30 protein-coding genes are annotated in these 24742 nt (G+C 60.2%); 7 read left to right on the top strand and 23 right to left on the bottom strand.

Annotated features, from left to right (window positions below):
* Positions 1-88: 88 nt before the first annotated feature.
* From clpA to ABIN98_RS09825, 3 genes are all read right to left on the bottom strand, one after another.
* Entirely contained in the window at positions 89-2536 is a 2448-nt protein-coding gene (clpA, locus tag ABIN98_RS09815) for an ATP-dependent Clp protease ATP-binding subunit ClpA (RefSeq protein WP_346909576.1), read from the bottom strand.
* Between the two features lie 12 nt (positions 2537-2548).
* Entirely contained in the window at positions 2549-2881 is a 333-nt protein-coding gene (gene clpS, locus ABIN98_RS09820) for an ATP-dependent Clp protease adapter ClpS (protein WP_346895229.1), read from the bottom strand.
* Positions 2882-3418: 537 nt separating this feature from the next.
* Positions 3419-3751 carry a phasin family protein gene (locus ABIN98_RS09825; protein WP_394701477.1) on the bottom strand — a complete coding sequence of 111 codons (333 nt, stop codon included), beginning with the start codon at positions 3749-3751 and terminating at the stop codon, positions 3419-3421.
* A gap of 635 nt (positions 3752-4386) precedes the next feature.
* On the opposite strand from ABIN98_RS09825, the gene ABIN98_RS09830 reads away from it, so the two are divergent.
* Positions 4387-5754, top strand: coding sequence for a D-alanyl-D-alanine carboxypeptidase (locus tag ABIN98_RS09830; protein ID WP_346909577.1), 1368 nt, complete (start codon positions 4387-4389; stop codon positions 5752-5754).
* 17 nt (positions 5755-5771) lie between these two features.
* On the opposite strand, the gene ABIN98_RS09835 is transcribed toward ABIN98_RS09830, so the two are convergent.
* From ABIN98_RS09835 to ABIN98_RS09845, 3 genes are all read right to left on the bottom strand, one after another.
* The gene (locus ABIN98_RS09835) at positions 5772-6479 is read right to left on the bottom strand and encodes a DnaJ domain-containing protein (protein ID WP_346909579.1); all 708 of its coding nucleotides are present in this window, start codon (positions 6477-6479) and stop codon (positions 5772-5774) included.
* Between the two features lie 5 nt (positions 6480-6484).
* Positions 6485-7210 carry a VWA domain-containing protein gene (locus tag ABIN98_RS09840; protein ID WP_346909581.1) on the bottom strand — a complete coding sequence of 242 codons (726 nt, stop codon included), beginning with the start codon at positions 7208-7210 and terminating at the stop codon, positions 6485-6487.
* Between the two features lie 97 nt (positions 7211-7307).
* Entirely contained in the window at positions 7308-7943 is a 636-nt protein-coding gene (locus ABIN98_RS09845; protein WP_346909583.1) for a DUF2306 domain-containing protein, read from the bottom strand.
* Between the two features lie 83 nt (positions 7944-8026).
* Between ABIN98_RS09845 and ABIN98_RS09850 the strand changes: the two genes are divergently transcribed.
* A complete protein-coding gene (locus ABIN98_RS09850) occupies positions 8027-8629 on the top strand; it encodes a TetR/AcrR family transcriptional regulator (RefSeq protein ID WP_346909585.1) in 603 nt (200 codons plus the stop codon).
* Here the strand turns inward: ABIN98_RS09850 and ABIN98_RS09855 are convergent, their stop codons facing one another.
* Together ABIN98_RS09855 and ABIN98_RS09860 are read right to left on the bottom strand one after the other, a co-directional pair.
* Positions 8630-9064: a DUF1489 family protein gene (locus ABIN98_RS09855; RefSeq protein ID WP_346895215.1), complete on the bottom strand. Its 435-nt coding sequence runs from the start codon at positions 9062-9064 to the stop codon at positions 8630-8632.
* A gap of 162 nt (positions 9065-9226) precedes the next feature.
* A complete protein-coding gene (locus ABIN98_RS09860; protein ID WP_346909971.1) occupies positions 9227-9349 on the bottom strand; it encodes a hypothetical protein in 123 nt (40 codons plus the stop codon).
* 299 nt (positions 9350-9648) lie between these two features.
* Between ABIN98_RS09860 and ABIN98_RS09865 the strand changes: the two genes are divergently transcribed.
* Positions 9649-10407, top strand: a complete 759-nt coding sequence (locus ABIN98_RS09865; RefSeq protein WP_346909587.1) for a DUF599 family protein — start codon at positions 9649-9651, stop codon at positions 10405-10407.
* On the opposite strand, the gene ABIN98_RS09870 is transcribed toward ABIN98_RS09865, so the two are convergent.
* Both ABIN98_RS09870 and ABIN98_RS09875 read right to left on the bottom strand, forming a co-directional pair.
* On the bottom strand, positions 10293-11111 hold the full coding sequence (locus ABIN98_RS09870) for an adenylate/guanylate cyclase domain-containing protein (protein ID WP_346909589.1): 819 nt from the start codon (positions 11109-11111) through the stop codon (positions 10293-10295). The genes ABIN98_RS09865 and ABIN98_RS09870 overlap by 115 nt on opposite strands.
* Positions 11108-11536: a hypothetical protein gene (locus ABIN98_RS09875; RefSeq protein WP_346909591.1), complete on the bottom strand. Its 429-nt coding sequence runs from the start codon at positions 11534-11536 to the stop codon at positions 11108-11110. The genes ABIN98_RS09870 and ABIN98_RS09875 overlap by 4 nt, the downstream gene beginning before the upstream one ends.
* A gap of 241 nt (positions 11537-11777) precedes the next feature.
* Between ABIN98_RS09875 and thiE the strand changes: the two genes are divergently transcribed.
* From thiE to ABIN98_RS09890, 3 genes are all read left to right on the top strand, one after another.
* Entirely contained in the window at positions 11778-12389 is a 612-nt protein-coding gene (gene thiE / locus ABIN98_RS09880; RefSeq protein WP_346909593.1) for a thiamine phosphate synthase, read from the top strand.
* Positions 12390-12467: 78 nt separating this feature from the next.
* Positions 12468-13231, top strand: a protein-coding gene (locus ABIN98_RS09885; RefSeq protein WP_346907107.1) for an IS5 family transposase whose coding sequence is annotated in 2 segments (ribosomal slippage) — positions 12468-12798 and positions 12798-13231 — 765 coding nt in all. Because the reading frame shifts where the segments join, the coding sequence is not laid out codon by codon here.
* Between the two features lie 558 nt (positions 13232-13789).
* Positions 13790-14191: a Clp protease ClpP gene (locus ABIN98_RS09890; RefSeq protein WP_346909595.1), complete on the top strand. Its 402-nt coding sequence runs from the start codon at positions 13790-13792 to the stop codon at positions 14189-14191.
* An 81-nt stretch (positions 14192-14272) separates the two neighbouring features.
* On the opposite strand, the gene ABIN98_RS09895 is transcribed toward ABIN98_RS09890, so the two are convergent.
* From ABIN98_RS09895 to ABIN98_RS09950, 12 genes are all read right to left on the bottom strand, one after another.
* Positions 14273-14887, bottom strand: a complete 615-nt coding sequence (locus tag ABIN98_RS09895; protein WP_346909597.1) for an ATP-dependent Clp protease proteolytic subunit — start codon at positions 14885-14887, stop codon at positions 14273-14275.
* 155 nt (positions 14888-15042) lie between these two features.
* A complete protein-coding gene (locus tag ABIN98_RS09900) occupies positions 15043-15900 on the bottom strand; it encodes an adenylate/guanylate cyclase domain-containing protein (RefSeq protein WP_346909599.1) in 858 nt (285 codons plus the stop codon).
* A gap of 115 nt (positions 15901-16015) precedes the next feature.
* The gene (locus ABIN98_RS09905; protein WP_346909600.1) at positions 16016-17197 is read right to left on the bottom strand and encodes a GGDEF domain-containing protein; all 1182 of its coding nucleotides are present in this window, start codon (positions 17195-17197) and stop codon (positions 16016-16018) included.
* Between the two features lie 158 nt (positions 17198-17355).
* A complete protein-coding gene (locus tag ABIN98_RS09910; protein ID WP_346909602.1) occupies positions 17356-17775 on the bottom strand; it encodes an ACT domain-containing protein in 420 nt (139 codons plus the stop codon).
* A gap of 235 nt (positions 17776-18010) precedes the next feature.
* Entirely contained in the window at positions 18011-19183 is a 1173-nt protein-coding gene (locus tag ABIN98_RS09915) for an isovaleryl-CoA dehydrogenase (protein WP_346909604.1), read from the bottom strand.
* A 36-nt stretch (positions 19184-19219) separates the two neighbouring features.
* Positions 19220-19657, bottom strand: coding sequence for a GNAT family N-acetyltransferase (locus ABIN98_RS09920; RefSeq protein ID WP_346909606.1), 438 nt, complete (start codon positions 19655-19657; stop codon positions 19220-19222).
* 8 nt (positions 19658-19665) lie between these two features.
* Complete coding sequence (locus ABIN98_RS09925; protein WP_346909608.1) at positions 19666-20109, bottom strand: PaaI family thioesterase; 444 nt, start codon at positions 20107-20109, stop codon at positions 19666-19668.
* The gene (locus ABIN98_RS09930; protein WP_346909610.1) at positions 20106-20546 is read right to left on the bottom strand and encodes a thioesterase family protein; all 441 of its coding nucleotides are present in this window, start codon (positions 20544-20546) and stop codon (positions 20106-20108) included. Before ABIN98_RS09930 ends, ABIN98_RS09925 begins: the two co-directional genes overlap by 4 nt.
* Positions 20543-20968: a MerR family DNA-binding transcriptional regulator gene (locus tag ABIN98_RS09935; RefSeq protein WP_346909612.1), complete on the bottom strand. Its 426-nt coding sequence runs from the start codon at positions 20966-20968 to the stop codon at positions 20543-20545. Before ABIN98_RS09935 ends, ABIN98_RS09930 begins: the two co-directional genes overlap by 4 nt.
* Before the next feature lie 91 nt (positions 20969-21059).
* A complete protein-coding gene (locus tag ABIN98_RS09940; RefSeq protein WP_346909614.1) occupies positions 21060-21770 on the bottom strand; it encodes a GH25 family lysozyme in 711 nt (236 codons plus the stop codon).
* 46 nt (positions 21771-21816) lie between these two features.
* Entirely contained in the window at positions 21817-22248 is a 432-nt protein-coding gene (locus ABIN98_RS09945; protein ID WP_346909616.1) for a VOC family protein, read from the bottom strand.
* 101 nt (positions 22249-22349) lie between these two features.
* Positions 22350-22775, bottom strand: a complete 426-nt coding sequence (locus ABIN98_RS09950; protein ID WP_346909618.1) for an organic hydroperoxide resistance protein — start codon at positions 22773-22775, stop codon at positions 22350-22352.
* A 167-nt stretch (positions 22776-22942) separates the two neighbouring features.
* On the opposite strand from ABIN98_RS09950, the gene ABIN98_RS09955 reads away from it, so the two are divergent.
* Positions 22943-23419 (top strand): MarR family transcriptional regulator, encoded by a 477-nt coding sequence (locus ABIN98_RS09955; RefSeq protein WP_346909620.1) that lies wholly within the window; start codon positions 22943-22945, stop codon positions 23417-23419.
* Here ABIN98_RS09955 and ABIN98_RS09960 read toward each other — a convergent pair.
* Positions 23416-24630 carry a hypothetical protein gene (locus ABIN98_RS09960; protein WP_346909622.1) on the bottom strand — a complete coding sequence of 405 codons (1215 nt, stop codon included), beginning with the start codon at positions 24628-24630 and terminating at the stop codon, positions 23416-23418. The two genes, ABIN98_RS09955 and ABIN98_RS09960, sit on opposite strands and share 4 nt — an antisense overlap.
* Positions 24631-24742 lie beyond the last annotated feature (112 nt).

A 24742-nucleotide genomic window follows, 5' to 3' on the forward strand; every position in this document is an offset into this window, starting at 1 on the left:
CCTCCCGTTATCCCGCTCGCGCCGTTCAAGAAAAAGGCCGGGACACATCTGCGTCCCGGCCTCTGCATTTTCCTGCCGATATAAAACCTCAGTCGGCCAGCGGCACCTTGGGCACCAGGCTTTTCTTGGCCCCGCCCTTGCCGCTTTCCGGCTTCGACGGTTTGGCGGCCGCCTTGGCCACCGGCTTTTTACGACGCTTCGGCTTCGGCTTGGATGCGGCAGCAGCCTTTGGCTTGGACGGTGGCGTTGCCCGTTCCTCAATCGATTCCAACAGCAGCCCGGCATCATCCTCCGAGACGGAGACCTTGACCATGCCGCCCTTCTTGAGCTTGCCGAACAGCACCTCGTCGGCCAACGGCCGTTTGATGTGCTCCTGGATGATCCGGCCGAGCGGCCGTGCGCCCATCTGGCTGTCGTAACCCTTGTCGGCGAGCCACTTGATCGCACCATCTGTGAGCTCGAAGGTCACGCCGCGGTCGGCAAGCTGGACCTCGAGCTGCATGACGAATTTCTCGACCACCTTGTAGACCACTTCCATCGGCAGATTGCCGAAGGGAATGACTGCGTCCAAGCGGTTGCGGAATTCCGGCGTGAACAGCTTGTTGATCGCTTCCGCGTCATCGCCTTCGCGCTTCACCCGGTTGAAGCCCACCGGCGCCTTGGCCATGTCAGAGGCCCCGGCATTGGTGGTCATGATCAGGATGACATTTCGGAAATCGACCTGCTTGCCGTTGTGATCGGTCAGCTTGCCGTGGTCCATCACCTGCAACAGGATGTTGAACAGGTCCGGGTGTGCCTTCTCGATCTCGTCAAGCAGCAACACGCAATGCGGATGCTGGTCGACGCCGTCGGTCAGAAGACCGCCCTGATCGAAGCCGACATAGCCCGGAGGCGCACCGATCAGGCGCGACACCGTGTGCCGCTCCATGTATTCCGACATGTCGAAGCGGATCAGTTCCACGCCGAGCGAGGATGCCAGCTGGCGCGCCACTTCCGTCTTGCCGACGCCGGTCGGGCCGGAGAACAGGTAGCTGCCGATCGGCTTGTCCGGCTCGCGCAGGCCGGCCCGGGCCAGCTTGATGGCCGAGGCAAGCGTCTCGATTGCCGCGTCCTGTCCGTAGACAACCCGCTTCAGGTCCGGGCCCAGGTTGGACAGCACTTCCGCGTCGTCCTTGGACACCGACTTCGGCGGGATCCGCGCCATGGTGGCGATGGTGTTCTCGATATCCTTGACGTTGATCGTCTTGCGCCGGCGGGATTCCGGCACCAGCATCTGCGACGCCCCCGTCTCGTCGAGCACGTCGATCGCCTTGTCCGGCAGCTTCCTGTCGGAGATGTATTTCGCCGATAGTTCGACCGCCGCCTTGATGGCGTCATTTGTGTAACGGACCTTGTGGAAATCCTCGAAGTAAGGCTTCAGGCCCTTCAGGATATCGATGGCGTCCGGGATCGTCGGCTCGTTCACGTCGATCTTCTGGAACCGGCGCACCAGCGCCCGGTCCTTTTCGAAGAACTGACGATATTCCTTGTAGGTGGTGGAACCGATGCAGCGGATCGCGCCGGAGGCGAGCGCCGGCTTCAACAGGTTGGAGGCATCCATGGCTCCGCCCGAGGTCGCGCCCGCACCGATCACGGTGTGGATTTCGTCGATGAACATCACCGCACCCGGATAGTCCTCGATCTCCTTGACCACCTGCTTGAGGCGCTCCTCGAAATCGCCACGGTAACGGGTGCCGGCCAGCAGCGCGCCCATGTCGAGCGCGAAAATGGTCGCCTCTTTCAGCACATCCGGCACATCGCCGTTGACGATCCGGCGCGCCAGCCCTTCAGCGATCGCGGTCTTGCCCACGCCCGGGTCGCCTACGAACAGCGGATTGTTCTTTGACCGCCGGCACAGGATCTGGATGGTGCGGGAAATCTCGTCGTCACGGCCGATCAGCGGATCGATCTTGCCCTTCTCCGCCTTGTCGTTGAGGTTGACGCAGTAGGCTTCGAGCGCATCGGTCTTGGCCTTCGGCGCCTTCTCGCTGGGATTGCCCGACAGGGCTTCCTCTTCTTCGTCCGCGCCCTCGACGGGGCGGGCCTCGGCCATGCCCGGCCGCTTGGCGATGCCGTGGGAAATGTAATTAACCGCATCGTAGCGGGTCATGTCCTGATCCTGCAGGAAATAGGCCGCATGGCTTTCCCGCTCGGCAAAGATGGCCACCAGCACATTGGCCCCGGTCACCTCTTCCCGTCCGGAAGACTGGACATGGATCACCGCGCGCTGGATCACCCGCTGGAACCCAGCGGTCGGCTTTGAATCCTCGTCGCTGTCGGTCACCAGGTTGTCCAGCTCGGTCTCGATGTAGTCGAGCAGGTTCCGCCGGATCACATCCAGATCCACGTTGCAGGCCCGCATGACCGCGGCCGCATCCTGGTCGTCCAGGAGCGCAAGCAACAGATGCTCGAGCGTCGCGTATTCCTGCTGGCGCTCGTTGGCGAAAGCCAAAGCCTGATGGAGCGCTTTTTCGAGACTACGAGAGAATGACGGCACGTGTGATATCCTTCACTTTTTCTCCATGACGCACTGCAATGGATGCTGGTGTTTCCGGGCAAAATCCATGACCTGCGTCACTTTTGTCTCCGCGACTTCGTAGGAAAAGATCCCGCATTCCCCGACGCCGTGATGATGAACATGGAGCATGATGCGCGTGGCCTCTTCCCGGTTCTTCTGGAAGAAATTCTCCACCACGTGAATCACGAACTCCATAGGGGTGTAATCGTCGTTCAGCAGCAGCACCCGATAAAGGTTCGGGCGCTTGGTATTCGTTCTGGTCCTGGTGACAACAACAGTTCCGGCGTCGCCGTCACCATCTTCAAAGTCAGCCCCGCCTGCCATACTTCAGTCTACTGCCCTTCAAACGATGACCTACCGAGTCTATCAGCAGCAAACCCGGAGTAAAGGCCCTCAATCTTGTGTGACCCTGAAGCCGCCTGGTTGCCCGTGCCGCCTCTTGTCCGTTCCCGGTTCGCCCATTTTCCCGGATCAATCCTGCCGCGCAAGTCGCGCCTGCGCAATGGCCGATTTAATCGGGAGGCTGCGGTTTTTTGCCAGCCTGAACCGGCACCGCCCTTCAAAGTGTATGTAGGATAGGAAAAAATATTTAAAAGATCAGAAGCAAAGACGGAGTCCCACGGCAAGGACCGTCGAAAAAGGATGGAAAGCCGAAGGTTGGGGATAGCCGTCAAATCCTGGCTGTCATAGGCCGCATGACCATCCCGACCGCCCGAAAACCGGGCGATTGCGCGACCCAAGCATTCCTACGGGAGGGCCGGCATAGAAAAAACCCGGCTCTTTCGAACCGGGTTCAAATTCTCTTGAAGCGACACGGGTCCAGGAGAGGACCCGGATAACCGCAGACTGCCAGAGCCTGGATTACTTGCCCATCTTGCCGAGCATGCCTTCGTAAGGCTTGTAGGCTTCCTTGGACAGGTCGGTGTACATTTCACCGAGCTTGGTCATTTCGCCGACGAAGCCCTCATAGGCCGTCTTGAAGTAATCGGTCTGCGCTTCGAAAGCCTTGTCGAGGGACTTGCAGGAGACGACCTTCTCGACCGCTGCAGAGCCTTCTTCAAAGGACTTCTTCTGGTAGTCAGCCATTTCGGCGGCAATGGCCTGCATGGCCTTGGACATGGTGTTAAGCGACTCCATGGCCATATCCATGTTGTCCTTGCCCAGCTTCTGCACTTCCTCGAAATTGTTCATCATTCTTCCAACCCTTGGTTACCTGGAGATATTGCGAATACGGGTGCGCCACGCCTCCGCACCACCTCGACAGGCGTCTGTTTACCCTACGACACCATATTATGCGCCGCACAAATTTTGTCAAGAATTTTTTGCGCTGCAACATCAACCTGAAATACGCACAATTCCGGAGCACCCTTGTCGCATCGCCGATATCAAGCCAGCGAGCAAGGAAGATCGCGGCAAGCCCCGCACAAGCAAGTTGATTAGAAAATATGAATCCAAAAAACCTAAACTATGCAAAAACAGGGAACGCTCGAGAGAATATTATTATTCCGAAATAAATACTTATTTTGAATAGCGTTTACAGATAATTATATTTAAAAATACACTGCCTTACTCCTTAATGGCAATTTAGAAGAAATTAATAAGCTGTTAATACTAATTTTAATCTAAAATTTTTTCGGCATTCTCGCTTTTATATTTACTCATTCGTAACTGCGATTCCATCAAATGAATCGCAAAGAATATGGGAAACCGCTTGATTGCAGCCGGCTACCGGACTGGTTAGGTTTGGAGTTGTGATGGAAGTGCGTGACCCAGAATGGGAAATGTCGGTGTTTGGTATGCGTTTGTATCGCAGTGCACGAAATCTGGGTTTGTTGGTAAAGTTCGGCCTCGCGGCGGCAGTCGTCCTGTCCGCCCCCTTGCAGGCGTCGGCAAACTCCAAATATGCGGGGATCGTCGTCGACGCTAAGACTGGAAAGACGCTCTACGAGTCTTCCGCCGATGCCCGTCGCTATCCGGCCTCTATCACCAAGATCATGACCCTCTATCTGGTGTTCGAGGAACTGGAAGCCGGCCGCCTGTCGCTGAATTCGCAGCTCAAGGTCTCGAAATACGCTTCCGGCCGCCCGCCCTCGAAACTGGGTCTGAAGCCCGGCTCCACGATCCGGGTCAAGGATGCAATCCTGGCGTTGGTCACCAAGTCTGCCAATGATGTCGCCACGGTTGTGGCCGAAAACATCGGAGGGTCCGAAGCCAAGTTCGCCGAGCGCATGACCCGCACTGCCCGTCAGCTGGGCATGAGGCGGACCGTCTTCCGCAATCCGCATGGCCTGCCGGATTCCAGGCAATACACGACCGCCCGGGACATGGCTCTGCTCGGCCGCGCCATTCAGGAGCGGTTCCCCGACTACTACGGCTATTTCAAGACCCGCGTTTACAGCTATCGAGGCCGCCGGTATGGCAATCACAATCGGCTGCTCGGCAAGGTGAAGGGTGTCGACGGCATCAAGACCGGGTATATCCGCGCCTCCGGCTTCAACCTGGTCACTTCGGTCAAGCGCGACGGCCGTTTCATCGTCGCCGTCGTGATGGGCGGCCGGACCGGCCGCTCGCGTGATGCCCAGATGGTGAAGCTGATCAACACCTATCTGCCGCGCGCCAGTAAGGGTCCGGCTACCGACCAGGTCCTGGTCTCCCGCTCCCGTACCCCGACCTTCGTGGCCGCCAAACTGGACGAAGTTCCCAAGCCTTCCAGGAAACCGGGACAAGAAGACGAAGCGCCGTCAAACGTGCTGGCCCTGGCCTCACCGCCGAGCAAGGCGGAACGCGAAGCCCCGACGATCGTGACCGGAGCAATCCCCGTCCCGCCGAAGGTGGTCAAGTCCCGCATGACAAATGCCTTCGAAGCCGCCGGTCTGCCGCCGGTACCGCCCGAAGCACCCGCGCGCCCGGAAAAGACCACGGTTACGGTGGCCACCAGCGACACCAAGGACCAGGAACCGGGCTGGCAGGTACAGATTGCCGCAACGGAAACCGAGAGCGACGCGGTCGAAATGTTGAAGCGTGCAACGACTGCAGCGGGCCTGCACCGGCGTGTGCCCTATACCGAACCGGTCGAAGCCAACGGCCAGACCCTCTACCGCGCGCGCTTCGTCGGTTTCGAAACGAAAACCGCCGCCATGAGCGCCTGCAAGACCCTGAAACGGGCGAAATTCGCCTGCTATGCCATCTATCAGTAATCGCGTAACGGATGTCGTCAATGTCTTCTGAGAAGAGTGTCTTTAGCCTCGTTGAGTTTCGCCGCCAGGAAGGTGCTTCCGCCATGGTCGGGATGCAGTCTCTGCATCAGCCGTCGGTGCGCCGCTCGGATTTCCGCGTCCCCGGCGCCGGGCGAAAGCCCCAGGATCTGGTAGGCCTCCTCATCTGTCATGGCGCCCGTGCTCGCAGGGCCGCCCTGCCGCTCTGCTCCATCCGCCTCGAAGTGTTCACGCCAGCCGGCAAGCCTGCGGTCGAGATAAGCTTCGACTAAAGCCCGACTCTGCGCGTCCGTAACGGTCTCTTCCCAAAGGACCTTCAGATCTGCGTCGCCGAGGTCTCCCAGCGATGCGCCAGTGAACCGCCCGGCAAGCACGGTTCCGCTCATATCACCGCTGTCATGGTCCAGTTCCATCTCGACCATGGCCGTCCGCACCCGGGACGTCTGCCCCGGGGTCGCCTGCCCGCTTCCTCCGCCGAACACCCCGCCCAGGCGCCTCCAGCCCAACAGCGACAGGCCGACACCGGCAAGAGGAACGGCAAAGGCGAACCTTCCCCCCACGGCAAAAATCGCGGCGACCGCCAGAAGAGCGATACCCGCCCCCTGCCTGAGCGTGCGCGCCAGATCGGCCGGATTGGCCTGGACGAAATGCTGGGCCGCGTAAAGCAGCATGATCAGCAGCAGGATTCCCAGAAGAAGATAGAACATACGGCCTATTTCAGTTGATCAAGCAGAAGCCGGGCGCCTTGTCCTCCGGACGCCTCGAGCTTTTTCAGCGCACCATGGCCGCCGGCGGCATAGGCGGCAACGGCCTTGAGCAGGTCCGCAAGCTGGCGCGCGGAGCCTGCATCGAAGTAACAATAGGCGCCGCGGGTCAGCCGGGCAATCTCCCGGAACGCCCGCTCGGCCACCGGATCCCGGCCTTCCTGGAACAGAAAGACCGGCACGCCCAGAAGACCGAGTTCCCCGGCACGGGCGCACAGATCGTCGACGTTCTCCTCCATGCAGTCGCCCACATAGACGAGGCCGGCGATCTTGTCGTCTTTCGCCGCCGCCAGGGCTGCGGACAACACTTTGCGGATCTGCGTGTGCCCGCCCCTGCAATCGATCCGCGACATGGCCTTCGCCAGATCGTCACTCCCGGTAAACCAGCGCGATGCCTGACATTCGCCGAAGCCGCGGAAATAGACCAGCTTGATCTCCAGGCCGGAGATCTTCCCCGCTTCCTTGAACATGTCCGCCTGGATCTGACAGGCCTGGTCCCAGGTCGGCTGGCGGCTCATGGTCGCGTCGAGGCCGAAAACCAGCTTCCCGCGGGCGCCCGGCGGCACGGACATCTCCGCCGCCTTGTCCAGAAAGGCCTGAATATCGGCCGACGAAGACCGGCTCTCGGCCTGAGGCGTTTTAAATTCGCTTTTGACGGGAGGCCGTTCGGCCATGCATTTCTCCAGCGGACATTGGAATCTGTCCTTCGAAACTTGGGGGCCTCCGCCTCTATTGGCAAGTCCTTTGAGGTTTCAGCCGATCGCCCTCCGCTCAGGCAGGTGCCATTTGCGCCCGGCTCAAGGGGCCGCGCCGGCGCAGGTAGAGTTCCATGACAATGGCGTTAGGAACCCAGCAGAACCACGCGATTGCCGGATAGGCGATCTCGAATGGAAAGCCCATGGACATGCTTGCGCCCAAATAGAGGCGCAGCGTAACGGCCGCGAAGGTCAAGGCGACGGACCGCAACATCCAAGCCCGGTGCTGCGGGAGGTTGCGCCGAATTCCATAGGCAAGACCCGTTGCCGTAACCCCAATCCAGATCACCGCAAGCGTCGCAAAACCGGCCGCCGCTATGGGCCCGGCAGCCGAATTGAACGCAATCCTGAAACCGGCGATCCCCGACAGGAAGATCGCAAGCACATAGATGCGCCCCACCCAGCGGTGTACCGCCGGCATGTTTCGCCGAAGCCTGGGAAAGAGCTGAAACGGCACGCATGCCAGAGCCACCGGAGCAAGCGCGATGTGGGCGTAAAACAGAATTCGGCCGGCTTCCAGATGATGCGCCATAAAGGGCATCGACTCCTGCACACCGAAAATCGCGAAACGATAGGAGATCAGGGCAATCACCACACAGCAGGTCGCTGCGACCCAGGTGCCGACGCGTTTCAAATGGATATTTCGAGCCATTGCCGTCTTCCTCCTCGTTAACTTGACACTGTAAAGTTAGCAAGAAACTTGACGCTGTCAAGTTAGAGGAGCATGGTCGCCTCATGACGGACAAACCAGCACGGCCGCGCAAGCGCGACGGCACACTTCGCGACAGCCTCATCAAGGTCGGAATCACCTTGTTGCGGGAAAAGGGTCCTGACGGGCTTTCACTCAGAGAATGTGCGGCACGTGCCGGTGTTTCCCATGCCGCCCCGACCTACCACTTCAAGAATCTGAAAGGCCTGTCGACAGCAATCGCGGCACGAGCCTTCAGCCTGTTCGCCCAGTCCATGGAAACGAGCATTGCCGACGCGCCCGACACACCCCGCGCCAGGCTGACGGCCATCTGCGAGGGTTATCTCGCCTTCGCCAAGGCCCACCGGGAACTGTTTCTGTTCATGTTTTCCGGACTGGATTTAGACGGCGACGATCCGGAATTCGAGACAGCCTCGACGCGCGCCTACACCATCCTGAGCGAGGTCTCCGAACCTTTCGTCGGACCGGGTGACGACCCGGAGGAGATCGAGCTTCTGATCTGGTCTCTCGCCCACGGTTATTCGCATCTGGCGATGATCAACAAGAAGCGCCCGCGCAGCAAGGGCAACGATTTACCGACGCTTGCCAAGATTCTTCGGCACCTGGAACTCAAACCTTCCGACACCTGATCAGATCAGACAAAGCTCCGAAAGATCCCTGCGCATGTCCTCCGGCATGGCTGCTGCCTCGGCCGCGGAGCGGATATCGGCAGGCGCGTCTTCCGGCTTCAGGTAGCGCCACCCCTGGAACGGCCGTTTCGGCTGATACTGGGTCAGGATCAACCGCGGTTCGAGGACAAGGTCGCAGCGCTTGACCCCCGACTTGTCGGTGAAGGGACGGATGTCGACCAGATGCTGACGCACCTGGATCCGCCCCTTGATCACCCAGTAGAGCGAGCCGCCATCCAGAAGTTCGTCCCGACGGGTCGGCACCATGCGTGTGGTGTGTGTCTGCTCCAGCGGTTCGCCGGCCTGGCGCTTCTGATCCATGCGGAAATCGAGCCACGCCTGCAGGCTTTCCACGCTGTCCGCGCCAACACACAATTTCACCAGATGCAGGGTCATGTCCCGATGAGGTACCAGCAAACCGCCCAAGGTCAAGCACCCGGACGGATAGACGGATCTTTTGCACAGGTCGCGGGATGAAGCGGACGTCATCCGCTCATGAGATCTCCACAAACAAAAAGGGCGCGGAGATCCGCGCCCATTTCGTATGCTGGTTGCTTGTCAGTTCACGACGGCGACCGCCTGCTGGGCGGTGTCCGGGTCGTGAAAAAGCATGAACAATGCCAGCGCGCCTCCCAGAGCGAGTACTGTCCAGACAGTAACGCCCCAGCAGGACTTTTGCACGTTTTCGTCCATGAAAACCCTTTAGACCTATTCTGCCCACTGCCCGGTAGCGGGAGGTGCCCCGTGGCGAAATGTGGCCTTATTGGGGCGAGGAGTTAAGGGATCCCTAACGACTTCGCAAGTGCAAAAAACAGGCATCAGGAATGCAATCCGCGCTGGTCTCCCTTTTTATCATTTAATTCAAAATCTTAAGTGATTGTAGCCAGATAAAAAAAGCTGCGGTAAACACAGAGGGAGGCGCGCTTTGTGTGCCCGGACCCAGTCCGAAACAGGAACGGAATGAATCACAGAGGCCGGCCATGATGAATGTGCTTTCGCTTACCGATCTGATTGCCGTCGCCTGGTTCCTGTTCGCCTGGTTCGGCTTCAACCTGCTGATCGACATCAGCCCCTTGCGCCACAAAACCCTGTCTCATGCGATGGACAACTACCGGCGCGCCTGGATGATCTCCATGACCCGACGGCCGGTGCGTATCATGGACACGGCAATCACCTCCGGCCTGCAGCAGGGCACCGCCTTTTTCGCCTCAACCTCGCTGATTGCCATCGGCGGCGGTTTCGCGCTTCTGAACTCCACCGACGTCATTCTTCAGGTGGCAACGGACCTGTCCCTCCCCGTCAAGAGCGGCCGGGCTCTTTGGGAGATCAAGGTTCTCGGCCTGATGCTGATCTTCGCTTACGGGTTCTTCAAGTTCGGCTGGGCCTACCGGCTGTTCAACTATTCCAGCATTGTCCTGGGATCTGTCCCGGAAGCCGGCTCACCGGAAACCGAAGCCATCCGGAAACTGGCCGGAACGGCGGCGGAACTGAATGTGCTTGCCGGCCGCCATTTTAACAGCGGCCAGCGAGCCTTTTTCTTCTCGATCGGCTTCATGGGCTGGTTCGGCGGCCCCATCGCCTTCGCCGTGACGACGCTGGCGGTCCTGATCGTCCTGCTCCGCCGTCAGTTCGCCTCCAAAGCGCGGAAGGCAGTGCTGTCCGGGTACAAGCTGGCATTGTCGCTCAGCGCGGACGCTGACGAATACACACGCACCGGCTCGTCGAACCCCTTTACCTGATATTCCCCAAACAGGCCGCACCGGCAATCCATGATGTCGGCAATCACCTCGGAAACCAGGATTTCCAGGTCCAGGTCCTTGGCAAGCTCCGCAATCCGGGCGGCCATGTTGACCACCGGACCAATGACTGTGAAGTCGAGCCGGGTTTCACTGCCCACGTTGCCGAAGAAGACGTCGCCGGCATGAAGTGCGATACCAACGCTCAGGTCCGGCGTCTCCAGGCAGATGTTGGCCTGGTTGATTTCCTCGATGCTCTGGATCGTCTGCCGGGCTGCGAGCAGCGCGCGCCTGGCCGCGTCTTCCGCCTCATCCGCGTTGGAATAGGGGAAGATCGCCATGATCTCGTCGCCGATGTATTTGAGCACCTCGCCGCCGTGGGCTTCCACCGCCGCCGTCATGGCACCGAAATACTGGTTCAGGAACTTGATCAGCTTGTCCGCCGGCAGCGTATTCGAAATCCGGGTGAAGCCTCGCAGATCCGCGAAGCTGACCACCGCGGAAATCCACTCGCCGTCGCCGCGCTTGACCGTGCCGTTGAGCACCTTGCTGCCCGCGCGCACGCCCACATAGGTGTCGAGCAGCGTTTCCGCGGTCCGCTTCAGCGTCGCGAGTTCGCAAACGATTCCCAGCGGCCGCATGATCGATTCCAGCACGCCGATCTGCGCACCTGTAAATCCAGCCGGTGTCTTGGTCGCGAAGGTCATCGCCTTGGTCGACCCATCGGAAAATGGTAACGGCAGAGCAATATAGTCGGTGTATCCGTCGGCCTGAGGTCAGGAATGACGGTGAATTCATCCGGCTCCGGCTCCGGCGCGATCCGGCAGCGGACCGGCTGGCCTCCGGTAAAGACGGCCTTCAGCGGGCTGTTGTGATACCGCTCATCCAGCTCCTCGGAACCAATATAACGACGCAACTCGCGTGTTCCGCTGCTTTCCCAAACGGCCGCCTCGGCCCGCACATTCGGATGCAGCAGCATGATCGCGGTTGTAATCCGGTCAACCGGGAGCCCGCCTTCACGCAAATGCGAAGCCAGATCTTCGACCAGTTCCAGGCTGTCCTGCCGTCCGACGGCTTCCGAATAGAGCCATTGAACGACGTTCGCGGCGAGCAGCGGCGCTTCAAGGACCATGAGCCCTGTTCCTTCAAGATTGACGACGGTCCCGCCCGTTCAGGGTCGCGAACAGCTCCTATATGGGGCTCCGTCCGTTTTTCGCAAAGGGCAGACCGGCTGAACGGATTGTTTCAACCCGCAAATGTGCCCTTGGGTTAGGTTCTGGACTCACAATAGCAGAATCAGGACCTCAACGGCCATGCACGTTTCTCTGATCAGGTATTTGGGATAGGTTCGAGGCTCATCTGAGCGAATCCGAATGACATACAAGATGCTGCCTCCCTTTTACCTGATCGTGGACGACCCCTCCTGGCTCACCCGGCTGTGCCCTGTTGGCCTGAGGTTCGCCCAACTCAGGATCAAGGACAAAAGCCTGCCTGAAACTGAAAAGGCGATTCGGGACGCAGTTAAGATCGCGCGCGGGCACGACTGCATTCTGGTGGTCAACGATTATTGGCACCAGGCCATCGATGCGGGAGCGGACTGGGTCCACCTCGGACAGGAAGACCTCGACACCGCCGACGTCGCCGCCCTGAAGGCCGCCGGGATCCGGATCGGCATCTCGACGCATACACCGGCCGAACTGGACCGCGCGCTCGCGCTCGATCCCGACTACATCGCACTCGGACCAATCTACGAGCCACGGGGCAAGATCGTAGATCACGCGCCTCAGGGCCTGGACCGGATCAGGCAGTGGAAAGCCCGTATCCCCTGCCCGCTGGTCGCCATTGGCGGAATACGCCTGGAACAGGCCGCGGACGTCTATGCCGCCGGCGCCGACAGCATCTGCGTGATTACCGATGTGCTGCAGGCGACGGATCCGGAACAAAGGTGCCGGGACTGGCTGATTGAGGCCGGAAAAAAGCGCTAGGCTGTAGTGACAATTTAAGGAATTGGGGATTCCCAAAGGTCGACAAATCAGATTCAACACTGGCTTTTGGAGGCTGGTGTGGAAGGCGAGATACTTCGGGACGATCAATGGGAGCGGCTTCGGGAATTTGTTCCGGGTGGCCGGCAGGGGCGGCGCGGTCCGCGCAGTGACGGACGTCGTTTCTTTAATGCGATCTTATGGCTCGCTCGCTCAGGCGCCCGCTGGAAAGATTTGCCAGAGGACAGGTTCGGTCCCTATCAGACAGCCAAACGGCGTTACTATCGCTGGATTGAAGCTGGTGTCTTTGAGCGCATATTCGAGGCGATCGCCCGTGAGCCGGACATGGAGTGGCTGGCAATCGACGCGACCGTCATAAGAGCACATGCCCAAGCCGCGGGCGGAGCGCGCAAAAGGGGGGATCTGAAGCCCAGGCCCTTGGACGCTCCCGGGGCGGCTTTGGAACGAAGATCCACGCAGTAGTGGACGCACTGGGCTTACCGGTTCGCTTCGATATCGGGCCGGGACAACAAAATGACATGGCTCCCGCGTGCCGTCTCATGAGCGGTCTGCATGCACAGCAGGTTCTTGCGGATCGCGCCTATGACGCTGACAGTCTACATGATCTTATTCTTGAACAAGGCGGCGAGCCCATCATTCCGCCACGCCGCCATCGCAAGCATCAGCATCACTACGACCAAATCGCATACAAGAACCGGTGGGGAATAGAAGGCTACTTCGCCAAACTCAAGCAATGGCGCCGTATCGCTACGCGATACGATAAGCTCGCTGCAAACTTCATCGGCTTCATCAAGCTCGCAAGCATTATGCTCTGGCTTAAATAATTAAATTGTCACCACAGCCTAGAGCCTTTCCCGGTTAGACTGAAGCATTCTGCCGAAGCCGGTTTGGTTCAAGGTCGAGGGATTTGGCGAAGGCCGTGCTGACTGCACGGTCGAGGCGAAGCCCGAAGGCGTTGGGCCAAACCGGCCCGGGCCCCCTCTCATTCGCACCGCATCCGCGGTTCGAATGATCCGTAATTTGAGCTGCTGCGTGTTTGCCGAAGGCAAACAACGCGGCGGGTTTCCGTCCGGCGGACGCCTGTATTGTCGGGCCGCTTGCCCATAGCCCCGCTATGGGCTTCTCGTCCCTCCGCACAGATCGCTTCGCCGGACGACAAACAGAATGCTCCAATCTAACCAGGAAAGGCTCTAGTTCCGGCACAGCGCGAACGGCATCACCGTCGATCCACCCGCAAAACCCCTTTGAATTCCCTGCAGGTTTTGCCCTCGCGACAAGTGACGAGGCCCAAAGGCGCAATCCGTGACAGATGTCACAGGCATCGGAACACGCCTGGTGCATTTTGCTCCCATCGGATCAACGATGTAACCGAGGGCAAAAGAATGACCTTGTATCTGAAACTTGGCGGACGTCCGGCTTTCCAGGAAGCCGTCAAAACGCTCGAAAACAAACTGTATCAGGACAGCGCGTTCAGACCGTCTCAGGAGGGCCGCATCCTGAGGCACTCCGACGAGCTTTGCGAGTTCCTGGTGTTTTTGTTCGGAGGCGCCCCCTTCTACGACGGCATGCCGATCGGTGCCGTGCTGCAACCGCTCCGTCTCGACGACAACCGATACGACCGGTTTGTCGACCATGTCGTCAACGCATTGGGGGGCAATCGTTCCTCCGTCCGCAACGAAGCCCAGATGCGGGTCGTGATGGAGCATATTCGCCCCCACGTCGTGAACGTCCCGGAATTGCGAGCGGACCCCGCGTCGCGGGACCCGATCGGCGTCCCGGCCTGATCCGGAGTATCCAACAACGAAAAAGCGCCGGCAGGTTTCCCTGCCAGCGCTTTTCTTTTTTCCGGATTGACCGTGTAGAGATCAGCTGAGTTCGCTGACCGTGGTCACGACCTTGCCGACCAGGCCGTATTCGATGCCCTCTTCCGGGCCCATCCAGTAGTCACGGTCCGTGTCCTTTTCGATGCGTTCCAACGGCTGTCCCGTGGCATCGGCAAAGATCTTGTTGAGGCGGTCGCGCATCTTGATGATTTCGCGCGCCTGGATCTCGATGTCGGTCGCCATGCCGCCGGCACCACCGGACGGTTGGTGCAACAGAAACCGGGTGTTCGGCGTGCAGAAGCGCTTGTCCTTCGGTACCGACACATAGATCAGCGCGCCGGCGCTCGCCACCCAGCCCATGCCGAGAATACGCACTTCCGGCGAGATGAACTTAATCGTGTCGTGGATCATGTCGCCGGATTCCACATGGCCGCCGGGAGACGACACGATCACCGTGATCGGATCGTTGGAAACCTGGGCAAGCGCCAGAAGGCGCGCGCAGACATCCCGGGCCATCTCCTGGTTGACCGGCCCCGTGATCAGAACGGTGCGGGCCTCGAACAGATGCTTGTCGACCTGGATGGACGGTTGGCTCTTGGCCTTTTCCTCTTCCTCGTCATCGAGACGGGCTGGCACCGTTGTCGAATAGTTTTTCATGCGCGGGATGGGCTCCGTTGGCGTTTTGCCGGCTCAGGCGCCGGTCGTTCGGTGTCTCAATGTGTATGCGAACCGGGAGCAGCTCGCAAATCCTCAGCCGAGGCATATCCTGAAAGAGTTATCAGAACCGAAACATAAGGGGTTTTTGGCAAGGATCAATCGGCTTGATGCGATCCGTCACGGAATTTTCGGTCGCCCTTCCCCAGGAACAGATGCCACATCATGGCCGCGAAAAACGGCAGGGACGGCCAGACGAACCAGAGCGGCGACAGCCCTGTCGTCAGGAGATTGAGCACAAAGAAAAAGCCGATCATGAAGACGCACCTGCGGACCATCCGCGGCTGGCGCCTCAGCCAGGCACGTGCCTGCTCGAAACCGTTGGCGAGGACGGCGGCATCCCGATCGCCGGCCGGACCGCCAGCATGGACCGGTCCGGCATCGGCAGCGTGGTCCCTGACGCGCTCCCGCGCCTCCTGCTCAGCCGGGGCGTTGCGCCCGCCAAGACGGACCGCATAGGTGGCCACCGGATCGCTGACGTTCTTCACATGCTGCGGACCCAGCGGATCAAAGCCAAGGGCCAGTTTGCTGTGCACCTGATCATAGACAGACTGGGACAGCAGGATACCGCCCCGCGGCGCCAGTTCCTGCAGCCGGGCTGCGACATTGACGCCATCGCCGTAGATATCGTCGCCTTCCACCATCAGATCGCCCAGGTTCAACCCGATCCGGAACTCCATCTTGCGCGCGTCCGGCAGGTCCGCGTTGCGCAGCGACAATTCCGTCTGGATCTCGACCGCGCATTGCACGGCCTCCACCACGCTGGAGAACTCGATGATGACCGCATCGCCCCAGGTGTTGACGATCCGCCCGTTGTGCCGCTCCGCCAGCTGCGACATGATTTCGCGGTAGGACTTCAGACGGTCCAGCGTCCCGTCCTCATCCACTTCCATCAACCGCGCGTAATGCGCCACGTCGGCACACATCACGGCAGCCAGTCGGCGTTTGGTACGCATGGCGGTTCCCCTGCTCAACTTCTCTTAGGAATGGGACTGCCGGAGTGAAATTGCAACCGTCACGCCCGAATTGACCGGTCACGGTGTCGCCGAAAAGCCGCACAAATACGAGCGCCTATTTTTCCGGCACCGACACCCTTTCGACGGCCGGCACCAGTCCGATTCCTGCGCTCGCAGGATGCGCCTGACCTTCGAAGTAGCCGCAGACACTGTCGCGACCGCCGAGCTTTGCCGCGTAGAGCGCTGAATCCGCCCTCCGCATCATGTCTCTGAAACCATGCCCCTCGCCGGCATCTTCCGCCACGCCGATGCTCACGGTGACGGACAGATCGCCTTCCTCGGTTCCAATGGCCATCGAACGGACGGCCTTTCGGATTTTTTCCGCTACCAACATCGCGTCGTCCGGCGCGACGACCCTGAGGAGCGCGGCGAATTCCTCCCCTCCCAGACGCCCGAACAGGTCGGTCCGGCGGATCATGCCCGTCACCCGGGCGCAGACCTGCTTCAGCACCTGGTCGCCGGCCAGATGGCCATGGGAATCGTTCACCGTCTTGAAGTGATCGAGATCGAGCATCAGAAGCGCCACGGTCACCCCGTCCTGCCGGCCCTCGCGTAACATGCCTTCGGCGCGGGAGAAAAAGGCGCGGCGGTTGAGAACATTGGTCAGCGGATCGTGGGAGGCATCGTACTGCAGCGTGTCCAGGTGCTCTTCCCGATACATGGCCATGGCGATCAGGGTGCCGATCACCACCAGCACCAGCGGCACGAACACGGACACGGCCATGATGTCATGCCGTTCAAAAAGGCCTTCCTGAAAATTGGTGACAAGTCCGTAGACGGCCCGGACCGCGTGGGCGGACCCGCTGACGATAAACAAGGCGGCCAGCCCCTTCTTCAGCCGGTGTCCCGAAAGAACCGCGTCACGCCAGAACTCGAAGGCGATCGCGAAGCTGTAGAGAGCGGTCAGCGTGGAGAAGACGAAAACCCGGTTGCCGGTATCGGTGTATATGACCGGCACCTGACAGGCGAGAAACCAGATCGCCATCGGCGCGGCCGCAATCAGGATGCTCACCTTGCGCCGGGCGATCAGCCGGGTTCCGACCCAGCCCAGCCCGAGACCGGCAAGCAGCAGCCCTCCGCCTAAGTCGATCGACAGCCTGTCGGCGATCTGCCCGCGCGCCATCATGAGCGGAAGAGCCGAGACGCGAACGAAGAAGCTGACCGCCCAATAGAGCAGCCCCGGTTCGGAACGGCTCGGCCACCACACGACCAGCAGCGCCATGCCGACCAGGAACATCAACGTTCCCAGCAAGAAAAAAAGCGTAAAAATGTCCAAGTGCATGAAATGGAGCCCACTTCCGATCCATGGACCGGTTACCAAAACCTGCCTGCAACTTTTAACTATGGCACGAAGTTATGCGGACTTCGTTAAATGATAGACGCCAAATGTCAATTTTACGCGACTTCGGCGGATCCTTCTTCGGAAAGACATGTCAAAAGTCTCAAGGCCTCTTCCGCCTGAGCAGCCGGCACGAACACATGGTCATGGAAAAAGGCGGCAACCACATTGGCCGGGATACCTGCGCGGGCAAGCGCTGCCGAAACCGCAGCGGTCAAGCCGACCGCTTCCAGGCTGGAATGCACTGTCAGCGTGATCCGGCGAAACCATTCCGCCTCCGCCAGCCCGAGTTTCCGCGCTTTTTCCACGGGCAGGATTGCGCTCATGCCCTCGGTTTCGGCAAAAAGCCCAACGGGTTCATAGGCCGCCAGGTCCGCCACCGTCTTCTCCGCAAAGGTGCAGAACACATAAGGCTCCGGATCGAGCATCGGCCGCATTTGGGAAATGAGGTGGTCGAGATCGGTTTCGCCGGTCATGGGCAATCCTCCTGTCGCCTCCCACAGGAAATTGCCTAACAGGCACGCGAGTCAAGCGCTGGGACGGAATATTACCCGTTGGCCGCCGGTTTCGATGAATGCGGAGTTATGCGGACGAGATGGTCGATAGCTGGTCTTTCCCCCGATCGTCATCCCCGGTCAGCGAAGCGCGACCAGGGGTGACAAATAGGGGGCGGGTACACGGCCACAGGTATTCGGCGGCCATCGCCTACCCTCACGCCGTCTTGTTGAAGATCTCCCGGCCGATCAGCATACGGCGGATTTCGCTGGTGCCGGCGCCGATCTCATAGAGCTTGGCGTCACGCAGCAGGCGGCCGGTCGGGTATTCGTTGATGTAGCCGTTGCCGCCGAGAAGCTGGATGGCATCAAGGGCGATCTTCGTTGCGTTTTCAGCCGCATACAGGATCGCGCCGGCGGCGTCCTCGCGGGTCGTCTCGCCCCGGTCGCAGGCCTGGGCCACCGCATAGACATAGGCCTTGGTGGCGTTCATGGTGACATACATGTCGGCCACCTTGCCCTGGACGAGCTGGAAGGTGCCGATCGGCTGGCCGAACTGCTGGCGCTCGTGGACGTAGGGGATCACCACGTCCATGGCCGCCTGCATGATGCCGATGGAACCGGCCGCCAGCACGGTGCGCTCGTAGTCCAGACCGGACATGAGCACGTTGACACCCTTGCCCACTTGACCGAGCACGTTTTCCTCCGGCACCTCGCAGTCCTGGAACACCAGTTCACCGGTTTCCGAGCCGCGCATGCCGAGCTTGTCGAGCTTCTGGGCAACGGAGAAGCCCTTGAAACCCTTCTCTACCAGGAAGGCGGTGATGCCCTTCGGCCCCGCATCCGGATCGGTCTTGGCGTAGATGATCAGCGTATCGGCCTGCGGGCCGTTGGTGATCCACATCTTCGAGCCGTTGAGGACATACCGGTCGCCCTTTTTCTCCGCCTTGAGCTTCATGGAGACCACGTCGGAGCCCGCGCCCGGTTCGGACATGGCGAGCGCGCCCAGATGTTCGCCGGTAATCAGCTTGCCCAGATAGCGCTTCTTCTGGTCGTCATTGCCCCAGCGGCGCATCTGGTTGACGCACAGGTTGGAGTGCGCTCCGTAGGAAAGGCCGATGGACGCGGACGCCCGGCTGACCTCCTCCATGGCGATGCAGTGTTCCAGATAGCCAAGGCCGGAACCGCCCCATTCTTCCTCCACGGTGATGCCGTGCAGGCCGAGTTCTCCCATTTCCGGCCACAGTTCCTTCGGGAACCAGTCCTCCCGATCGATGCGGTCGGCAAGCGGCGCGATCCTGTCCTGAGAATAGGAGCGCACGCTGTCGCGCAGCATGTCGGCGGTTTCGCCGAGGTTGAAGTTGAAGGACGGAAAGTCGTTGCGGATCATGTGTCGTTCCTCCCGAGAACGTTTGGTCGGGTCCGCTCAGCGGACGTATTTGACGAAATTGGTGAGATGCCCGATGCGGTCGTAAAGCTGCCGGGCGCGGGTATTGTGGTCATGGGTGTGCCAGTAGACCTTCGAGCAGCCGAGCCTGTCGGCCTCGGCATAGACTGCCTCGATCAGCTTGCGGCCGGCCCCGCTCCCCCGGCAGTCGCCATCAACGAACAGATCCTCCAGATAGCAGGTGGGCTCGATTGCCCATGTGCTGTCATGCGGCAATGCGTGGACCAGTCCGACGAGCCGGCCGTCCTGCTCCGCGACCAGGCCGAAATGCCGGCCTTCCCCAAGAAGGCGTTGGAACAGCGTATCGGTGACCTCCGGCGCAAGATCCTGCTCATAGAAGGCCAGATAGGCCTGCCACAACCGCCCCCATTCTGGTCTGTCCCGAGCCTCCAGCGGCCGGATCCGGATTTCGCCCATGGGTTCCCCTAGTCTTCCATGCCTTGCAGGCAGATCATGGAAAAGAGCCCGGTCGCCACATGCGCCTGCTCAGTATCTCCGAGCCCGTAGACATCGGCCCGGCAGATGGTCAGCGTCTTTCCGGGCTTCAGCACCCGCCCCCGTGCTACGAGCCTTTCCTGGCGCGCGGGATTGAGCAGGTTGATCTTGAACTCCGTGGTCAGCACGCCGGTACCCGCCGGATAGAGCGACAGCGCGGCGTAACCGGCGGCGCTGTCGGCGATGGTGGACGTGCTGCCGGCATGGAAAAACCCATGCTGCTGGGTCAGTTCCGGCTTGAAGGCCAGCTCGATATCCACGGCGCCCGGCGACACATGGGTCAGTTCGGCGCCGAGAAAGGACATGAACGGCTGCCTGGAAAAGCTTGAACGGACTCGTGCTTCCCACTCCGGGTCTCTTGGTTCCAGGATCATTGGATCGCCCCTTCCCCGCTTGCGGGAAACGCCGCTTCCGCACAGGCCGTAATCTCAGGCGCGAAAGCAACCGCCTTGCGCAACTGCGTATCCAGATGCACCGCCGTCAGTTCCGTCGAGGCGGTCAACGCCCCGGTTTCGGCATTGAACATGTCATGAGTGAACCGCACGGCTTTGCTCTTCAATTCGATAAGCCGGCTGCGCACCTCGATCAGGTCACCGGGCATCATCTCGTTTTTATAGGAAATCTGCTGCTCGACCGCCGCCATTCCGCGTCCGGACTGCCTCAGGAAGGTGGGCGTCAGTCCGATGAGAGCGAAGAAATTCCAGGTGGCCTCGTCGAACTTTGAAACATACCAGGCCACGTTCATGTGCCCCATGTGATCGCAATGCTGGGGATAGACGACGCCCTTGTAGGTGACCGATGAATTGCTCATGCTTTCACCTTGGCCTTCTCCCCGGCCATCACGTCTTCCTCGCTCATGCCGAGCTCCGTCATGCGCCGCCGACACCCCTCCTCTACCTCCTCAAGTTCCTTCAGGGAGAGTTCGATATCCTGACGCTTGTCCAGAAGTTCGGTGCGGCGGGCATCGATCTTCTGCATCATCACCCGAAGCTGGCCGGCCTCGCCCGGCGCCTTGCCGTACATCTGGATGATCTCGCTGATTTCAGCGAGGGAGAAGCCGAGGCGCTTGCCGCGCAGGATCAGCTTGAGCCGGGTCCGGTCGGTAGGTGTATAAAGCCGCTGACGTCCACGCCTCTGCGGCGAGAGCAGGCCCTGCGCCTCATAGAACCGCAGGGTGCGCGTCGTCACCTCGAATTCCTGGGTGAGTTGTGTAATCGTGTAGAGCCGTTGCATGAGTCCTCTCAGCTTGATCAAGGACACTCAGCGCTTTTTACCTTAAAGTCAACAGGTAGTAATTTTCATAAATTTATAAGGATCTTACGGCCTATTTTTTCAATCCGCTCAAAGGCAGATCATTGGCTAGGACATTCAGATCCACGTCACCGTCGATCCCCGCGACCTTGCCGCGCATGTGATATTGCCACAGGCTCCATTTCTTGACGTAACCGGGAGAACGCCAGATCGAGCGCGCCCAGATTCGCCGGTTCACGCTCTCGCCTTTCATGTAGTTCTCATAGAATGGCTTGGGCACATAGAGGATAACCCCCTGCCCGGTCGCCTGTTCCACCAGCGTCACAAAATGGGCGATCTCGCGGACGACATCCTTCTGCGGCGGACGGTCGGCGCAATTGCCCTTGAACTCCAGATCGAGCACCGGCGCCAGCATCGGCAAATCGCCCGGGAGAGCGTTGAGGAAGTTGGCGGCCTGGGCCGCGCCGCTCTTGCACAGGCTGAAGAAGTGATACGCGCCCCAGGGCAGTCCGGCACCGGTTGCGCCCCTGTAGTTGGTCTCGAAGGCCTTGTCCCTGAAGTCCCCGCCTTCGCTCGCCTTGATATAGGCGAAGGCGACATCGTCACCGGCAACCTGCTGCCAGTCGATCTCGCCCTGGTGATGGGACACGTCGATACCGCGCAGCGGATGTTTTTCCCGGTCCGGTTCCCAGTGCATGAAGAAGAACGCCGCTCCCGCGATTGAAATGACACCGCCCACGGCGATGTAGAACAGCACCCGCAATACCGCCTGCAAGAATTTCATACTGCCCCCGCAAGGCCCTGCCCTGCCTCAAACTTCGCCCCGAAAATCAGGCCCCGAAATTGGGCCAAAGCGGCGGCGCCGCAATTTCCAGAACATTGCCGTCCGGATCGCGAAAGTAAAGGCTTAGTCCGCCGGCAGGCCAATCGACCTCGCTGATGATCTCAACGCCGTAGGCTTTGAGATACGTCCGCCAGTCGTTCAGCGCGTCCCGTCCGGTGCGGAAGGCGAAGTGAGACCGACCGGTGGTATCATGCCCGGGAACGACCCCGCCCGGCGTCGGAACGTCTCCGCCCGTATGCCCCCGGTGGAAGACAAGCAACGTCTGGGCCGGGCCCGCGTCATAGGCATAAAGGCGGTCTCCGGAGACCATCCGCGTCAGACCGAGGACGCCTGAATAAAACCCGTGAGCGGCCTCCATGTCGTCCACATAGACGGCCGTCTCCAGAATTCCGTCCAGTCGGGGTGGTATACCGGTCATGGGTCCGGGCCTCGTGTTGGTGATGGGACCAGAAGCCTAAAAGCGAAAAGGGCGCGCAATCAAGCACGCCCCTTCCCTAAAACACGCGATCACAACCGTCTTCAGATCACCGACAGCTTGACGTCGATGTTGTTGCGGGTCGCATTGGAATAGGGGCAGACCTGATGCGCCTTGGCAACGAGCGCTTCCGCCTGGGCCTTTTCCAGACCGGGAAGCGCGATATCGAGCGAAACGGTCAGGCCGAAGCCGCCTTCCGACCGCGGGCCGATACCGACCTCGGACACGATATAGGTATCCGCCGGAATGGCGACCTTTTCCTGACCGGCGACGAATTTGAGCGCACCGATGAAACAGGCCGAATAACCGGCGGCAAAAAGCTGTTCCGGATTGTTGCCCGGACCGCCTGCGCCGCCCAGTTCCTTCGGCGTCGCCAGCTTGACGGTCAAGCTGCCGTCGAGCGTTTCCGCAGCCCCGTCACGGCCACCGGTCGCCTTTGCCTTGGCGGTGTATTTAACGTCCACTGTCATTTTCCCGTCTCCTTCTTTGCAGCACTGCATCCGCAGGCCCATCTATTAACTCTAACACGATTAAATCGTGTACGATTTATATAGCTGACCGAAATCAGAAATCAAGCGGTTGCGATTATATCGCGTGCGAATTATTTTATGCAGCAGCCCACAAGGAACCTTATTCAATGACCGACACGCAAGCCGGAGGCCCGGCACAGCACCTCAAGACCGGCGACATTCCACTCAGCCAGTTCCTGTGCTTTTCGCTGTATTCGGCGAACCACGCCATGCACCGGGTCTACAAGCCGTTGCTACAGAAGATCGGCCTGACCTATCCGCAATATCTCGCCATGGTCGCCCTGTGGGAACAGGACGGCCAGCTCGTCGGCGAGATCGGCGCCCGGCTGCATCTGGAATCCAATACGGTCACGCCGCTGCTGAAACGTCTGGAAAGCCTCAGCTTCGTCACCCGCGTGCGCGACGACAAGGACGAGCGGCAGGTGCGCATCCGGCTGACGGAAAAGGGAACGGCCTTGAAAGAGGACACGACGGATTTCGCCAGCTGCATTCTCGCCGCGTCCGGTATCTCCGTGGACGACCTGAGGGATCTTCAGGCCCGGATCACGGCCCTGCGCGACAACCTGCTGGAAGCGGCGGCCTAGATCATCAGAAGCTTCATGTCCTCATAGCCGACCACCTCACCGGCATTCAGCTTTTGCCTGACATTCTGCCGAGCATCCTCATAGGCCACCTTGAAGGCATCGTCGGGTTCAAGGGCAAGCGTCTCCCCGCTATCGAAGACCACATTCACCGGTTTGTCAGGCACCATCTGAACTTCGAACATGTCGTCGCTGCCGTTGAAGGTAACGGTCGCCACGTTGCCCTCGACCTTCGCCTGAACGTTCTCGGCGTTCAGGCCGGCGCCAAGTTGGATCGTCCCGCCACTCCCCAGCACCATCCGATCGTAGCCGTCTCCGGCGTTGAAGCGGATCGTGCTGCCCTCTCCGGTCACCTTGATCCAATCGTCGCCGGCGCCGCCGCTGATGTCGGAGCCGCCCCACGCCACGATGGTGTCGGACCCGGTCCCGCCGGTCACGACGGAATCCGAACCCACCCGGATCGTGTCGTCGCCACTTCCGCCATCCACTCGACTGTCGCAGTGCGCATCGATGGTATCGTTGCCACTGCCGCCGCTGACAACAGTATTGGAATGCGCGTTGATCACGTCATCCCCCGCGCCGGCATCGGCATAGGAATCGGACCAGATGTCGATCCGGTCGTTCCCGGCTCCGCCCGAAACCCGGGTTTCGCTCCAGGCGTGAATGATATCGTCCCCGGAGCCGCCTTCGGCCTGTGACCCGGACCAGATATCGATGCGGTCGTTCCCCTCACCGCCGGAAACGTAGGAATCGCTCCATGCGCGGACGGTGTCTTCGCCGGCGCCAGCGTCGATGGCACTGCCGGACCACGCATCGATCGTATCGTTACCGGCACCCGCATCGACCGCACTGTCAGACCAGACCTTGATAACGTCGTCACCGTCGCCGGCAACAATGGCGCTGTTCGTCCAGCCGGACAGCTTGTCGTCGCTGTCCGTGCCCAGCATCGTCTCGATCCCCATCTCCTGAATCGCCGTCAAAAACGCGAGGACCGTCTCCGACAGGGTGTCGCTCACCGCCGCTTTCGAGGGCTCCTCCCCCGTTTCGGAATCGGCGTCGGCTGTCTCATAGGTTTCATCGGCAAATTCGGTATGCCGGCCGACGCGGTCGGAAAAACTGTTTGTGAAATCGGGAGGGGACGGCGGCTCGTAAGCCGTTCCGGGACCAGAGCCAGTGCCATCAAACAAATTCCTGTAGGCAACATCGGTTTGCATTTCAATTTCCCCGCATTGAATCAGACATGGAAAAGACATCCGAACGGGAAATCAGGCAGCAAAAGCCATGCCATCACCGATTGCAGGAAAGGCGCAGAAACAATGGACCAAA

It is taken from the genome of uncultured Roseibium sp. (genome assembly GCF_963675095.2).
GTDB lineage: Bacteria > Pseudomonadota > Alphaproteobacteria > Rhizobiales > Stappiaceae > Roseibium.